This is a genomic window from Salinimicrobium oceani, from assembly GCF_012037645.1.
In genome coordinates this window covers 193,256-208,153 of record NZ_JAAVJR010000002.1, presented here as the reverse complement: position 1 = coordinate 208,153, position 14,898 = coordinate 193,256, and the positions used below count along the sequence as shown (strand labels likewise).

Genomic DNA, 14,898 nt, shown 5'->3' with positions numbered 1-14,898 from the left:
TTATCCATGCATTTGAAATGCCTTCGGTGTGAATATCTATTTAGAAATTAATCACACTATCCAATGCCTCATCGGTATCTTTATGCATAAAGTTAGATTGGTAATTTATTGTGGTAGTAATTGATGAATGCCTATATAGTTTTTGAAGCATATTGATCGGAATTTTATCCTCTGATATGTTTCCAAAGGTATGTCGTGCTATGTGCATTGTGACTTTTTTTGATATTTCGGCCTGTTCTGCAACGGATAACAAATATTTGTTGAATTTTTTGTTGGCTGTTTTTGTTTTAGCATAGACATCTTTGGCATCTTTTAAATTTGCCTTTTTCATTTCAGGAAATATAAAATCATCATCATTTTGTTTATTGTCCTGATAGTATTCCAAAATCGGAAATATTTTACCGGGGATTTTAAGGGATAACAATTTTGAATTCTTATTCATACGATAATGAAGCCTTTCATCATAAATGTCGCTCCAGCGAATTTTCAATACGTCAGCTACTCGAATTCCAGCAAAATAAAAACTAAAAAGCCAAACATTTCGAGCGTGAGTTTCGTTTTCATTCAGATTTTTAACGGATTCAAGTTTTATGACCTCATTTCTGGTTAGACCTATTTTTTCGGTTTCTGGGAATTTAATTCGTATTTTATCAGAACCGAAGGGATAGAGTTTTCTATCTACTATATCCAATTTAATAGCTCTATTATAGATAGTCCTAATCACTATAAGATTATTTACTATTGACCTTTCTGATAGGCTGTGTTTTTTACGTAAGTAGATTTTAAATTTCCTTAAAAATTGTTCATCTATTTCCTGAAAGGTAAGCTGCTTTGATTTGGAAAAGTTCAATACGTGGTTAACGCGAGCCTTATCGGTAGAGAGTCTTGACAATTTCTTATTTGCTTCTAGTTCATCAAGAAAATCTTTTGCAACCTCAAAGAAAGTAATAGATTCAGAAGAGGCATACAGTTTCTGTTTTATTTGATTAGCTGATATATCCTTTTTCCCCGATTGCAAATCAATTAGCATCTTATTAGCTTCAGAAAGTTTAGTGGTTAATAAGCCATTGAGACTATCTGCATTCAGATGTGATTTCCTAACTCGGATATTTTTCTCATCCCAATCTTTTAAATTTATATAATGACCTATATAATGATAGTTTGAACGGCGATTCTTTGTAATACGAACCGCCAGTGGATACAGTCCTTCTTTATTGGGTTTTTTTCTGAGTACTATTTTTGCATTTGACGTCACCTCTTTGATTTTAGAACTATAAAGATAATCATTTTTGGTACAACATAGGTACAACAAACTTTGATTTTAAACCATATCAAATGAAATTAATAAAAATTACATTTCTGTTAATCAATTGTTTATAAGTATAATTAGTTTAATTTATCATTAAAAACGCAGGATTCAAAATCCAGTGTCTTCGGACGTGCGGGTTCGATTCCCGCCTCGAGTACTTAGAAAACCCATCATTTTGTGATGGGTTTTTTCTTTCCTGCACTTTTTCAGATATGAAAGCTCTTGATTCGTCATAGCAAAAAACCGAAACTCAGTTACAATTCAGCCTGCATATACAGTTACGACCAGCTTTAAAAAAGTTCCCTTTGCCATTTTCGCTTAAAGTTGTAATTTCCACCCCCCTCAATACGGTAAAATGTCACAATTCTGGTTATATTTTAGATTAGGTTTGGAGCACGTTCTGGACTGGAACGCTTACGATCACATTCTGTTTCTAATCGTCCTCGTTGTCTCCTACTCCTTTACTTCATGGAAAAGGGTTTTTTGGCTGGTAAGTATTTTTACACTGGGACATACCTTGTCGCTCTTCCTTTCTACTTACGAGATCGTCATTGTTGACAGTACTCTGGTAGAATTGCTAATTCCTCTCACCATTCTTATTACGGCGATCTTTAACATGGTGAATGCCAAAAAGAAAGAGAGCAAGAATAATATTGGTGTGCTTTATTTTACTACCGCCTTCTTCGGAATTGTTCACGGCCTGGGCTTCTCCACTTATTTTAAGATGATCGCTTCGGGCAACGAAAGCAAATTTTTGCCCCTGCTCGAATTTGCATTAGGAATAGAAACAGCTCAGATCATTGTGGTGTTACTTGTTCTTATTCTTGGTTTTTTACTTCAGAATTTATTCAGGGTAAAACGCAGGGACTGGATCCTGGTTGTTTCGGCAATAGTGATTGGAATTGTTTTACCAATTTTAAAAGAGAATTATCTTGCACTGTAGAAAATTTAACTTTCCTTTAATGGTTTAAAATCTGGCTTGCAATACTTTAGTAAAGCTCCAGGAGTCAATAAGTTAGGAGCTTCAGGTTTTGCAGCCTTCAACATATTATGCAAAGAACGAAGCAACTAAAATTCGATAAAGCCTATCTAAGAATTGCGAAGGAATGGGGAAAACTTTCCCATTGTAATCGAAAACAGGTTGGCGCACTTATTGTGAAAGACAGAATGATCATTTCTGATGGATATAATGGAACCCCAACAGGTTTTGAAAATCCTTGTGAAGATGAAGAAGGATATACCAAATGGTATGTTTTGCACGCAGAGGCCAATGCGATCTTAAAGGTTGCCGGTTCCACGCAGTCATGCAAGGGAGCCACTTTATATATCACAATGTCCCCATGCAAGGAATGCAGTAAATTGATCCACCAGTCGGGCATTACCCGCCTGGTTTACAGCATAGATTACAAAGATTGCTCCGGACTCGAATTTTTGGAAAAAGCCGGAGTAGAAATTGAACAGATAACCGAACTTGACGGTTGAAGAACAGGAATAGAACATACTTGCCATTACTTTTAGGTTTCGCCTGTGCCATTGGGGTACTCTTAGGTGCAGCCCTGGATTTCTCTGACTATACCGGAAATTCCTTACTTAAGAACAACAAGAAAAAGGAAAAGCTCGCAAGACTTATTGACTACATCGAATATGAATATGTTGATGATGTAGATATCGACAGCATTGTAGATGTTACTGTCAATGAAATTCTCACAGATCTTGATCCACATTCGGTTTATATTCCGCAGGAAGAATACGTAGACCTCAGCGCCAGCATGAAAGGAGATTTTGTGGGCATAGGAGTTAGCTTTAGAAATATCAATGACACAATTGCCGTGATCCAGACTATGGAAGGCGGCCCAAGTGAAAGAGTAGGAATTAAGGGGGGCGACAGGATCCTCTATGCCGATGGAGAAGCTCTTTTTGATGCCAATATCAGTGAAGATTCCATTACCAACAAACTTAAAGGTGAGGAGGATACCCGCGTGGTACTGAAAGTGTATCGCAAAGGTGTGCCCGAACTTCTCGAATTTGACGTAAAACGTGGCCGTGTCGCTCTAAAAAGTGTAGATGCGGCTTACATGCTCACTCCAGAGCTAGGGTATATAAAGATCAACAGGTTTGCCGAATCAACCTATGAAGAATTTAGGGAGAGTCTCCTGAAATTAAAGAAAAAAGGTGCCACTAAAATAGCTCTTGATCTGCGCAACAATCCCGGGGGTTATCTTGCAGAAGCAACAAAGATTGTTGATGAATTCCTTCCAGAGAAAAAACTTGTTCTTATCACCAAGAATAAAAAAGGGGCAATAGAAAAAACCTTTGCTACAAAAGATGGAAATTTTGAGACCGGAGAGCTGTATGTGTTGATCAATGAAAATTCAGCTTCGGCCAGTGAGATCATTGCTGGAGCTCTTCAGGATAACGACAAGGGAGTGATTGTGGGACGGCGTTCCTTTGGAAAAGGCCTTGTGCAAAGAGAAATGGCCCTGGGAGATGGCAGTGCAGTAAGACTTACCATTGCCCGCTACTATACCCCTACCGGAAGGTCCATTCAAAGGCCGTATGCCAATGGAAGTGAAGAATATTTTAATGATTATCTCAACAGGTACAAAAACGGAGAGCTGCAAAGTGCAGACAGTATTCATGTTGATGATTCCTTGAAATACGTAACTCCTGGCGGAAAGATCGTGTATGGCGGCGGCGGAATCATTCCGGATATCTTTATTCCAAAAGACACCAATTTCGAAAAGCAAAGTCTTAATCTCATGCTTCGGAACGGATATATGGACGGATTCATTTTTGAAGTACTCGAGAAGAACAGGAAATACTACAATGCTTTAAGTTACGAGGATTTTCTGCAGAGAGAAATGATATCTGACGAGATCCTGATGGAGTTCAGGAATTTTATGCGTCGGGAAAATTTCGACATCCGTTTTTCAGATTACAGGCCTGTTCTAAGAAGATATTTGAAAGCTGCAATGGCACAACAACTTTTTGGCAGTACAGCTTTTGAGCAAATTCTGAATGAAGAAGATCCTGCCATTCACAAGGTGATCGATCTCGCTACTCACAGAAATCTTAAGAAATAAGCTTTTTTAGAAATTCAAGGCTTATAGTTTGTCATGTACTTTGGTATGCTCCCCAGCATTCCAGGAAGTAAGTACATCTGTTGCCACTGCGGCACCACTACCACAAGCAATGGCATACTGGCTGCGATGTCCCGCCAGGGTTCCTGCTACATAAAGTCCCGGATATACCTGGTGATCAATATTTTTCAACATGACCCTGTTCTTTTCGGGCTTTGTTTTTTCATGAGGAATAAGGAAATCCCCGAGGCCGGCGATGGTGAAAGGCTGTGCATAGCCCGTAGCAATGATGAGACTTTTGGTAAAGTAAGAATTGCGGTTTGTGCTCACTTCAAACTTACCTTCCAAAAATGTGATTTTCAGCACCTTTTCTTTTAGGAGTTGCTCCACTCGTGGATATAAGGTCTTGAGCTGTTCCAGTCCCGATTCCAGAATTTCCCTGCCCGATGTTCCGGGGGAAATTCCGAGGGCATTGTTCAAAAGGGCGCTCGAAAGATGAGAAGCCTTCTGGTGAGCAATAAGTGCTACCTTTTTATCTTCAGCATATGACTTTGATAATCCCGATCCCAGAACAAGCGCACAGGACAATCCGGCTGCTCCTGCTCCAATGATCACCACGTCATATTCCATTACTCCTGTGACTTTTCAGAAATAGCGCGAGACATTAAAAGGATGACCATAAGAACCACCACAATGCTGGAGGCAAGGATCCCAATAAGGGCAGTTTTACTGTCTCCCGATAAAGCATTCTGGAAATCAAGAAAAGTGAAATTATAAATGATAAGGCCGGTGGCGAGGAGGATCAATAGATAAATGAGGACTTTCATATAAACAGGCTCTTAATGTTTGTAGCAAATAATTTTACGGCAATTGCCAGAAGAATGACCCCAAAGATCTTTCGGATCACGTTGATTCCCTGCTTTCCTAAAAACCTTTCAATCTTTCCGGAAGACTTGAGAACTATGTAGACAAAAATAATATTTATAACTATGGCTGCAATAATATTAACAGTCGCATATTCAGCACGAAGGGCCAGGATAGAGGTCATTGTACCGGCACCCGCAATAAGCGGAAAAGCCAAAGGTACTACAGCGGCTGTCTCGGGAGCTTCATCTTTATAAAGCGTAATTCCAAGGATCATTTCAAGAGCAAGAAAGAACAGGATAAGCGCGCCTGCCACGGCAAAGGAATTCACATCAATGCCAATAAGATTAAGGATCTCCTTTCCCACAAAAAGAAAGGCTATCATGAGCAAACCGGCAACCACAGTGGCTTTTTCACTCTGGATATGACCAGCCTTTTTGCGTAAATCAATTATAATAGGAATACTGCCAATGATGTCAATAACAGCAAACAGAATCATGGTCGCAGTTGCGGTTTCCCTAAAATCAAATTCCATCTTACAAAACTAGCCTGCAAAAGTACTGGGAAATAGCAGAATTCATCTTCTAATTAGAAAATTTTAACAAAACAAGACATCGTTTTTAGCCTTCCAGAACTGCCTGAAAAAATTATCTTTGCAAAATGTTTCAACTGGGAAAAACCATAGTTTCTGAAGAGATCCTGAAAAAGGATTTTGTGTGTAACCTTTCTGCATGTAAAGGCGCCTGCTGCATTGCTGGAGATGCAGGAGCTCCTTTAGAGGAGGCGGAGACTAATATCCTGGAAGATATATATCCAAAAGTGAAGCCCTACCTGCGCAAGGAAGGGATCGAGGCGATAGAAGCACAGGGAACTTCGATCATAGGCGAGGATGGTGGCTATGAAACGCCGCTTATAGACGGCGCCGACTGTGCCTACGTTACTTTCGATCAAAAAGGTACCGCTCTTTGTGGCATTGAGGAGGCATACAACCAGGGAGATATTGACTGGAAAAAACCAGTTTCCTGTCATCTTTACCCGGTGCGCACGCAGGACTATTCCGAATTCTCTGCTGTCAATTATCACCACTGGTATATTTGCGACGACGCCTGCACCCTTGGCAAAGAACTACAGGTGCCGGTTTACAAATTTGTGAAAGAAGCGCTTATTCGTAAATACGGTGAAGACTGGTACGCCGAACTGGAAAAAATTGCCTCGCAACTTGAAAAAAAGTAAAGTTGCTCCTGTTACTTCGGAATTTTTTTCTGCAAAACTGTAATGTCATTTCAGCTTTAAGACAAGCCATTTTCCTCTCTTTCTGAGCCTCAGGATACTGCCAGAACTTCAAAAAATACGACCTTCAAAAATGACATTTTTGACACCTCTTATTTTCAGAGGAAATCAGAAGGAGATCGGCTGTTCTTAAATTCCATTAACAATCTTAAGATATTTATTATCAGCCTTATGAAGCTCGCGTTTAACATAGCTTCAGTAACAATTTCCGTGGCTTGTGTTGAAAACTTTGTTGAAAAGCTTTCTGCTGCTGTAGGAGAAAATCTTACATAAATTTTCATATTTGTTTTAACCATTATTACCAACCAACCAAACCAGAGAGCTCATGGCCCAGTTAGAACCCATTTTACAGGAAAACAAGGATAGATTTGTGATCTTCCCTATTAAGCACCATGACATTTGGGACTGGTATAAAAAAATGGAAGCAAGTTTCTGGACAGCAGAAGAAATTGACCTGCACCAGGACCTTACCGACTGGAACCAGAAGCTCACTAAAGATGAACGATATTTCATTAAGCACATTCTTGCCTTTTTTGCCGCTTCAGACGGAATCGTAAACGAGAATTTAGCAGAGAACTTTGTCAACGAAGTTCAATATTCTGAAGCTAAATTCTTCTATGGTTTCCAGATCATGATGGAGAACATCCATTCTGAAACCTACTCCCTCCTCATCGATACCTACGTGAAAGATGAGAAGGAAAAGAATCAGCTTTTTAAAGCTATAGAGGTATTTCCTGCTATTCAGAAGAAAGCCCAGTGGGCCCTAAAATGGATAGAATCTGATTCTTTTGCTGAAAGGCTTATCGCTTTCGCAGCTGTGGAAGGGATCTTCTTTTCGGGTGCCTTCTGTTCCATCTTCTGGCTGAAAAAACGCGGATTAATGCCCGGTCTTACCTTCTCCAACGAACTTATTTCGAGAGATGAAGGCGTGCATTGCGATTTTGCCGTTCACCTGCACAATAACCACCTGGTGAATAAGGTGCCAAAAGAGCGAATTAGAGAGATCATTGTTGACGCCTTGAATATTGAGAGAGAATTTATTACTGAGTCTCTTCCTGCCAGTCTCATTGGAATGAACTCAAAACTAATGACTCAATATCTCGAATTTGTTGCCGACCGTTTGTTAGTGGAACTGGAATGTGAGAAAGAATATGGCACTGCAAATCCTTTTGACTTTATGGATATGATCAACCTGCAGGGGAAGACCAATTTCTTTGAAAAAAGAGTTGGCGAATACCAGAAAGCCGGGGTGATGAACAAAGACAAGGACGCTGACAAGATCAGCTTCGACGCCGATTTTTAAGCCGGCCCCTAGCCCCCGGAGGGGGTACATGTAAATCTTCTGCTCCACCTTCGGTGAAGCATCATCTAAATAATCGTCCACACCTCCTCCCCTTTGGGGAGGCTGGGAGGGGCTTTAAACCTTCAGTTATGTTCGTAGAAAAAAGAGACGGCCGCAGAGAACCTATAATGTTTGACAAGATCACAGCCAGAATAAGGAAGCTGTGCTATGGTCTTAATGAACTTGTTGATCCTGTAAAAGTTGCAATGCGCGTGATCGAAGGCCTCTATGACGGGGTGACCACCAGTGAACTCGATAACCTGGCGGCCGAGATCGCTGCGACCATGACCACTTCTCATCCCGATTACGCTAAGCTAGCTGCGAGAATTTCGGTTTCTAACTTACATAAGAATACGAAGAAGACTTTTTCGGAAGTCATGACCGATCTTTATGAATATGTGAATCCGCGGACAAATCAAAAGGCCCCTCTTATCGCCGATGACGTTTATGAAGTGATTCAGAAAAATAAGGAACTGCTGGATTCTACCATCATCTATAACCGGGATTTCCAGTATGATTACTTCGGATTTAAAACTCTGGAGCGCTCCTATTTGCTGAAGATCAACGGCAAGATCGCTGAAAGACCTCAACACATGCTTATGAGGGTTTCTGTTGGGATCCATCCAGATGATATGGATGCCGCGATCGAGACGTATGAGCTCATGTCGAAAAAATATTTCACGCACGCCACTCCTACGCTCTTTAACGCCGGAACCCCGAAGCCACAAATGTCTTCCTGTTTCCTGCTTACCATGAAAGATGACAGCATCGACGGCATTTATGACACCCTAAAGCAAACTGCGAAGATCTCCCAGTCTGCCGGCGGAATTGGTCTGTCTATCCATAACGTTAGAGCTACAGGATCCTATATCTCGGGAACCAATGGAACTTCCAACGGAATTGTGCCCATGCTGCGAGTATTCAATGACACGGCGAGATATGTAGATCAAGGCGGCGGAAAGCGGAAAGGATCTTTCGCAATTTACGTAGAACCATGGCATGCAGATATTTTCGACTTTCTGGATCTCAAAAAGAACCACGGAAAGGAAGAAATGCGCGCCCGCGATCTTTTCTACGCAATGTGGGTGCCCGATCTTTTCATGAAACGTGTCGAAACCAACGAAAGCTGGACGCTGATGTGTCCGCACGAGTGCCCCGGACTTTACGATATTCACGGTGACGAATTTGAGGAACTATATTTAAAATACGAGGCCGAAGGCAAGGGCCGGAAAACAATAAAGGCCCGTGACCTGTGGGAAAAGATCCTGGAATCCCAAATCGAGACCGGAACACCTTATATGCTGTACAAAGATTCGGCAAACCGAAAATCCAATCAGCAGAACCTCGGGACTATTCGCTCTTCAAATCTATGTACAGAGATCCTGGAATACACCAGCGAAGATGAAGTCGCGGTTTGTAACCTGGCTTCCATTGCGCTGCCTATGTTCATAAAAGGAGATGAATTTGATCACAAGGAACTCTTCAGAATTACCAAAAGAGTGACCCGGAACCTCAATAAGGTGATCGACCGGAACTACTATCCGGTGAAGGAGGCCGAAAATTCCAATTTCAGGCATCGACCTGTAGGACTGGGAGTTCAGGGGCTCGCAGATACTTTCATCAAATTAAGGTTACCTTTTACCAGTGACGCAGCAAAAAAACTGAACCAGGAGATTTTTGAAACCCTTTATTTCGCTGCAGTTTCGGCTTCCATGGAAATGGCAAAAGAGGAAGGAGCTTATTCTACCTACGAAGGTTCCCCAATGAGCAAAGGTCAATTCCAATTCAACCTGTGGGGCATTAATGATGAAGATCTCAGCGGAAGATGGGATTGGGCAAAGCTGCGCAAGCAGGTGCTCAAAAATGGCGTGCGCAACTCCCTTTTAGTGGCGCCAATGCCTACGGCTTCAACTTCCCAGATCCTTGGAAACAACGAAGCTTTTGAACCATACACTTCCAACATTTATACGCGCCGTGTGCTTTCGGGAGAATTTATTGTCGTAAACAAACACCTGCTCGAAGACCTGGTGGAAAGAAACCTGTGGACAGAGGATGTCAAAAATGCCATTTTACGATCCAATGGTTCTGTGCAGAATATCGACGTAATTCCTGAAGACCTGAAGGAGCTCTACAAAACTGTTTGGGAACTGAGTATGAAAGACATCATCGACATGTCCCGTCACCGTGGATATTTTATCGATCAGTCGCAGTCGCTGAACCTTTTTATGGAGAATGCTAATTACAGTAAGCTCACCTCCATGCACTTCTACGCCTGGAAAAGCGGTCTCAAAACCGGAATGTATTACCTGCGCACCAAAAGTGCTGTGGATGCCATCAAATTTACTCTTGCAAAAGAGGAAAAGAAGGAAGAAATTCCTGCGGAAGCACCAAAACCAGCTGCAGTTCCTGTTCCTGAAGGAACCTCACTCACTCCGGAGGAATTACGAGCGCTTATCGCCAGTTCTAAAGAGGCTGAAGGGGATGATTGTTTGATGTGTGGATCGTAGATTTGAGATCTTAGATATGAGATTTGAGATTTGAGATTTTTCTCTCAGCCCAAAGGACGCAAAGGTTTCGCAAAGGACGCAGAGCTTTTCACTAGAAAAAATTTCCCTGCGCTCTTTGCGTTTTGCTTCGCGATCTCTGCGTGAAATAAGAACGACTGCCTAGTCCTCTTCTTAAATGGGAATTTGGCGCTTGAAATTTTGGCGCTTATTTTAATATTTCTGTTAATTGACAATTGTTAATTGCTCATTGTTTATTTTTGAAGCTTTAGTGAAATAATAAAAAAAATGATGAACTGGGAGCAGCTGCTTTCTTTAAGAAAAGCAGGAGACACAAATAAAAGATTAAGAAAAGAACAAAATGCTACCCGTCTAGGTTTTGAAGTTGATTATGACAGGATCATCTTTTCTTCAGCTTTTAGAAGTCTGCAGGATAAAACCCAGGTCATTCCGCTTTCCAAGACAGATTTTGTTCATACCCGCCTTACTCACAGTTTGGAAGTTTCGGTCGTGGGTCGTTCTTTAGGCAGACTTGCAGGGCAAAAGATCCTGGAGAAACATCCGCAGCTTGAGAACACCCATGGATACCAAATGAACGACTTTGGTGCCATAGTCGCTGCTGCTGCCCTGGCGCACGATATTGGGAATCCGCCGTTCGGACATTCCGGAGAAAAAGCAATAGGAGAATATTTCAGCAACGGGAAAGGAAAGAGATTTCAGGAGTTGTTAAGCCCGGAAGAATTTCAGGATCTGGCGAAGTTTGAAGGAAATGCCAATGGCTTTAAAATTCTTACCGAAGATCGTCCCGGGATTCCAGGAGGCATCAGGCTTTCCTATGCTACTTTGGGCGCTTTTATAAAATATCCGAAGGAATCCCTTCCGCATAAACCCACTTCAAGAATAGCCGATAAAAAGTTCGGAATATTTCAGTCTGAAAAAGCCTTTTTTGAAGAGGTAGCAAATGAACTCGGTCTCATTCCCACCAGCACCGGAAAAAATCTTAGCTACTGTCGTCATCCCCTGGCTTTCCTTGTTGAAGCAGCCGATGATATTTGCTATACCATCATAGATTTTGAAGACGGGATCAATCTTGGGCTTATTCAGGAGGAATACGCGCTGGAATATCTAATCAATCTGGTCAAGGATTCCATTATCACCAAGAAATATCACAACCTGCAAACCCGTGCAGACAGGCTTAGTTATTTACGGGCATTAGCCATCAATACGCTTCTAACTGAAGCTGTTGAGATCTTTATGACCAATGAAGAAGCTATTCTAAAAGGAGAATTTCATGAGGCCTTATTTGACCGCAGTAAATATGAAGCCCAGATCACCGATATCATCAAGATAAGTATCGATAAAATTTACCAGAGTGAAGAGGTCATTAGCAAGGAGATCGCAGGTTACCAAATGCTGTCGCATCTGCTAGATACCTATACAGAGGCCCTCGCTCCAGAAGATGGAAAGGCTACAAATTATAACAAACTTGTTCTAAAGCTCATCCCTGAGGCAGAACATTTTGAAGACCTGTCACTTTATCAAAAGTTGATAAGGATTTGCAGTTATATCTCCTCTCTTACAGACAGTAACATCGTTTCATCTTTCAAGAAATTCAAAGGGCTCAAAATTTAATTTTTCGTATTTTGCCACATTGGTTTCCTATTGAAACCAGTTATTACCCCCTTTATGAGTAAAAGATTATATTTTATTCTTCCGGTACTGGTATTTGCCGCTGTTTTTGGTATGTACGTCACTACGGAAGTTAATACCTCCAATATTTCAGATCTTCGGAAAACCCACGAGGAATTTCTGAAGGAAAATGCCCCCGAAAAGGACAAAGGTTTTTCACGCCTTGAAAAAATTCAGAAGGGATTGCCACCTAATCAGTATTACGAACTCATGGAATATCTCACCATGAATCCGGCGCTGGGATATCCCGAACCTTATAAAGTGAGAGAGCTGCATGAGCGTTTACAGCAACAAAGGCGCAGTAAAGCAAATCAAAAATCTCCCGGAGATAGTGAAAAGCACATGTGGACTTCCAGGGGACCAAACAATGTGGGCGGTCGCACGAGAGTTCTTATGTTCGACCCCAATGACGAAAATGGCAGAAGAGTATTCGCAGGAGCCATAAGTGGCGGACTATGGGTGAATGACAATATCACCAGTGTTTCCTCTCCCTGGAGAAAGGTAGAAGGCCTGCCCGCCAATCTCAATATTTCATGTTTAACTGTAGATCCCCGCGATTCCAACATTTGGTATGCTGGTACAGGAGAGCAATATACAGGAGGAGACGTTGTAGGGACAGGCGTTTATAAAACAACAGATGCCGGGGAAACCTGGACCAGAGTGCTGGATGTAGAAGATTTTTCAGATTCCACTTCGGGCAGTAACATTCGCGCTATAGGAGGTGTTTTTTACATTAACGATATACAGGCCTGGGACAATGGCAGCAGTACCGAAGTTTTTATTGGTGTTTCCACTCACCTGTATGCTAATGCCCGAAATCCACTCAATCTCCTTGGCTTTTACGAAAAAGGACTCTACGGAACAAAGGACGGCGGAAGCAACTGGACAAAACTTGTGGGAGATGAATCTTTTAATGACTTCGAAGTTGATGCCAGCGGTCATCTTTGGGTAGCGACTACTTATTCGCCGGGTGTCGAAAATTCGAGGGGCGGAAATATCTATAAACGGGAAAAAGGTACCAGCACCTCGTTCATGCAAATAACTACCATTCCTAATGTGTACCGCACCGAAATAGAAGCTTCGGCCACCAATCCTGAGAAATTCTATATCCTGGCCGAAGGGCTTTCTGAAGAAGCTGAAATGTGGATCACCACAGATGCTTTTGCAAATATTTCGAGCCTCAACGAACCAAATGACGCAGATCTCGACATTCCCGCACAGGATTTTGCGAGAGGACAGGCATTCTACAATCTCATGATAGAATCTGATCCTACAGATGATAATATCGTATATGCCGGCGGAATTGATCTTTTTCGTTCCACCAACAGTGGCCAGAGCTGGGAACAAATCTCGAAATGGGCGAACAACGACAACTTGAATGAACTCCAGGTTTCCCTGGTACATGCAGATCATCATGTGATGCAGTTTAGGCCGGGAAATACGAACCAGGCAATATTTGGGCATGACGGAGGCGTTTCTTACTCACGGGATCTTGCTGCCGCAAGCACTTCTGATGTATTCATAACCCCTGAAACTAATTACATCACCACCCAATTCTATTCTATTGCTGTTGCACCCAGCAGCTTTGCCAGCGGAGATTATTTTCTTGGAGGCACCCAGGACAATGGCACACAGCTTATTCAAAATGGAAATCCTGTAGCAATTGGCGTACTTGGAGGAGATGGGGCACATGCCTTTTATGACCAGGATGACACGCAGTACTTTATTTCCAACCTTGTATACAATGATCTCATCGTGCTGTACGATTATGATAGCGAAGGTTATGCTTTAATTGCCAATAATGAGGACCGGGATGGCTTTTTTATAAATCCGCAGGCCCTCGATTCCCAGCTTGACAAATTGTACTCCAATGGTCCAGAAGGCACGCTTTATCGCTACGACAATCTCACCTCGCTTACCGCAATTGGGGATGACGGCATAACGGGTAACGATCCCGTAGCTACCAGAAGGTCTCTCAAAAATGCCCTTTTAGGCACCTCTATAAGTGCCATCAACGTTTCACCCTATACCACCTCAAGCAGTACCGTGCTCTTAGGGCTTATTAATGGAAAGCTCCTTAGGGTGCAGAACGCAGATGGAGATCCGGCAAATGCAAACTGGAAGGACATCACAGGATCACAATTTGTGGGAAGTATTTCAGATGTGGAATTCGGCAGGAATGAAGATGAGATCTATGTGACTTTTTATAATTACGGAGTGAGGAGTATCTGGTACACGGCTAATGCAACTTCCGCAAATCCCACCTGGGTGAACAAAGAAGGAGATCTACCCGATCTTCCTGTACTTGCCATTCTCCCTAATCCGCTTAATCCACAGGAGGTGATCGTGGGGACAGAACTTGGCGTTTGGGCATCAGAGAATTTTCTTAGCAGTTCTCCTACCTGGAAACAGTCCTACAATGGAATGAGCGATGTAAAAGTGACTGATCTGGATCTTAAGAAAGGAAATAATATGGTTTATGCTGCTTCTTATGGCCGCGGAATGTTTTCAGGAGTATTTAAAACTGCCGAACAGGAAGCTGAAGAACGTGGCGAAGTGGTAATTGACGATGAGACCCTTAACGTTTATCCCACTGTTTCTAACGGAACCTATAATATAGTTTCAGGGGCAACCACAGGAGTTGAGATCTATGTGTATAGCATTAGCGGAAAACTGGTTCAGGTAATAACTACCCAGCTAGATGCAAATATTTCAGAACCCTTCTATTTATCAACCGAAGCATCGGGAATATATATCTTAAGGGTGGTGACTCCCGGCGGCACAACGATCCACAAGCTGATCAAAAAATAGGCGCTTAAA

The 14,898-nt window shown here is 42.1% G+C and carries 12 protein-coding genes and 1 tRNA gene; 9 read left to right on the top strand and 4 right to left on the bottom strand.

From position 1 onward, the window contains the following. Nucleotides 1–40: 40 nt before the first annotated feature. Complete coding sequence (locus HC175_RS04420) at nucleotides 41–1,255, bottom strand: site-specific integrase (protein ID WP_168025996.1); 1,215 nt, start codon at nucleotides 1,253–1,255, stop codon at nucleotides 41–43. Nucleotides 1,256–1,388: 133 nt separating this feature from the next. Here HC175_RS04420 and HC175_RS04415 point away from each other — a divergent pair. The 4 genes from HC175_RS04415 to HC175_RS04400 all read left to right on the top strand — a co-directional run bounded on the left by HC175_RS04415 (nucleotide 1,389) and on the right by HC175_RS04400 (nucleotide 4,392). Then, nucleotides 1,389–1,459: transfer RNA gene (locus HC175_RS04415), tRNA-Leu, on the top strand. Nucleotides 1,460–1,664: 205 nt separating this feature from the next. After that, complete coding sequence (locus tag HC175_RS04410) at nucleotides 1,665–2,252, top strand: HupE/UreJ family protein (protein ID WP_168137303.1); 588 nt, start codon at nucleotides 1,665–1,667, stop codon at nucleotides 2,250–2,252. A gap of 107 nt (nucleotides 2,253–2,359) precedes the next feature. Beyond that, entirely contained in the window at nucleotides 2,360–2,791 is a 432-nt protein-coding gene (locus HC175_RS04405; RefSeq protein ID WP_168137302.1) for a deoxycytidylate deaminase, read from the top strand. Further along, nucleotides 2,788–4,392: a S41 family peptidase gene (locus HC175_RS04400; RefSeq protein WP_168137301.1), complete on the top strand. Its 1,605-nt coding sequence runs from the start codon at nucleotides 2,788–2,790 to the stop codon at nucleotides 4,390–4,392. Before HC175_RS04405 ends, HC175_RS04400 begins: the two co-directional genes overlap by 4 nt. A 21-nt stretch (nucleotides 4,393–4,413) precedes the next feature. Here the strand turns inward: HC175_RS04400 and HC175_RS04395 are convergent, their stop codons facing one another. From HC175_RS04395 to HC175_RS04385, 3 genes are read right to left on the bottom strand one after another with little or no spacing between them, the layout of a single operon-like run. Continuing rightward, on the bottom strand, nucleotides 4,414–5,019 hold the full coding sequence (locus tag HC175_RS04395; protein ID WP_168137300.1) for an FAD-dependent oxidoreductase: 606 nt from the start codon (nucleotides 5,017–5,019) through the stop codon (nucleotides 4,414–4,416). After that, a complete protein-coding gene (locus tag HC175_RS04390; protein ID WP_168137299.1) occupies nucleotides 5,019–5,216 on the bottom strand; it encodes a hypothetical protein in 198 nt (65 codons plus the stop codon). The genes HC175_RS04395 and HC175_RS04390 overlap by 1 nt, the downstream gene beginning before the upstream one ends. Next, nucleotides 5,213–5,788, bottom strand: coding sequence for a MarC family protein (locus tag HC175_RS04385; protein ID WP_168137298.1), 576 nt, complete (start codon nucleotides 5,786–5,788; stop codon nucleotides 5,213–5,215). The genes HC175_RS04390 and HC175_RS04385 overlap by 4 nt, the downstream gene beginning before the upstream one ends. Before the next feature lie 125 nt (nucleotides 5,789–5,913). On the opposite strand from HC175_RS04385, the gene HC175_RS04380 reads away from it, so the two are divergent. From HC175_RS04380 to HC175_RS04360, 5 genes are all read left to right on the top strand, one after another. Beyond that, nucleotides 5,914–6,486: a DUF3109 family protein gene (locus tag HC175_RS04380; protein ID WP_168137297.1), complete on the top strand. Its 573-nt coding sequence runs from the start codon at nucleotides 5,914–5,916 to the stop codon at nucleotides 6,484–6,486. A 382-nt stretch (nucleotides 6,487–6,868) separates the two neighbouring features. After that, the gene (locus HC175_RS04375) at nucleotides 6,869–7,846 is read left to right on the top strand and encodes a ribonucleotide-diphosphate reductase subunit beta (RefSeq protein WP_168137296.1); all 978 of its coding nucleotides are present in this window, start codon (nucleotides 6,869–6,871) and stop codon (nucleotides 7,844–7,846) included. A gap of 128 nt (nucleotides 7,847–7,974) precedes the next feature. Beyond that, the gene (locus HC175_RS04370; protein WP_168137295.1) at nucleotides 7,975–10,392 is read left to right on the top strand and encodes a ribonucleoside-diphosphate reductase subunit alpha; all 2,418 of its coding nucleotides are present in this window, start codon (nucleotides 7,975–7,977) and stop codon (nucleotides 10,390–10,392) included. A gap of 288 nt (nucleotides 10,393–10,680) precedes the next feature. Continuing rightward, nucleotides 10,681–12,021: a deoxyguanosinetriphosphate triphosphohydrolase gene (locus tag HC175_RS04365; RefSeq protein WP_168137546.1), complete on the top strand. Its 1,341-nt coding sequence runs from the start codon at nucleotides 10,681–10,683 to the stop codon at nucleotides 12,019–12,021. 54 nt (nucleotides 12,022–12,075) lie between these two features. Then, on the top strand, nucleotides 12,076–14,889 hold the full coding sequence (locus tag HC175_RS04360) for a T9SS type A sorting domain-containing protein (RefSeq protein WP_168137294.1): 2,814 nt from the start codon (nucleotides 12,076–12,078) through the stop codon (nucleotides 14,887–14,889). The last annotated feature ends 9 nt before the right edge of the window (nucleotides 14,890–14,898 follow it).

Excerpts from the sequence above, each read along its gene's own strand:
- HC175_RS04410 (WP_168137303.1), top strand. The coding sequence starts at position 1,665 with ATGTCACAATTCTGGTTATATTTTAGATTAGGTTTGGAGCACGTTCTG.
- HC175_RS04405 (WP_168137302.1), top strand. The coding sequence starts at position 2,360 with ATGCAAAGAACGAAGCAACTAAAATTCGATAAAGCCTATCTAAGAATT.
- HC175_RS04395 (WP_168137300.1), bottom strand. The coding sequence starts at position 5,019 with ATGGAATATGACGTGGTGATCATTGGAGCAGGAGCAGCCGGATTGTCC.
- HC175_RS04390 (WP_168137299.1), bottom strand. The coding sequence starts at position 5,216 with ATGAAAGTCCTCATTTATCTATTGATCCTCCTCGCCACCGGCCTTATC.
- HC175_RS04385 (WP_168137298.1), bottom strand. The coding sequence starts at position 5,788 with ATGGAATTTGATTTTAGGGAAACCGCAACTGCGACCATGATTCTGTTT.
- HC175_RS04380 (WP_168137297.1), top strand. The coding sequence starts at position 5,914 with ATGTTTCAACTGGGAAAAACCATAGTTTCTGAAGAGATCCTGAAAAAG.
- HC175_RS04375 (WP_168137296.1), top strand. The coding sequence starts at position 6,869 with ATGGCCCAGTTAGAACCCATTTTACAGGAAAACAAGGATAGATTTGTG.
- HC175_RS04370 (WP_168137295.1), top strand. The coding sequence starts at position 7,975 with ATGTTCGTAGAAAAAAGAGACGGCCGCAGAGAACCTATAATGTTTGAC.
- HC175_RS04365 (WP_168137546.1), top strand. The coding sequence starts at position 10,681 with ATGAACTGGGAGCAGCTGCTTTCTTTAAGAAAAGCAGGAGACACAAAT.
- HC175_RS04360 (WP_168137294.1), top strand. The coding sequence starts at position 12,076 with ATGAGTAAAAGATTATATTTTATTCTTCCGGTACTGGTATTTGCCGCT.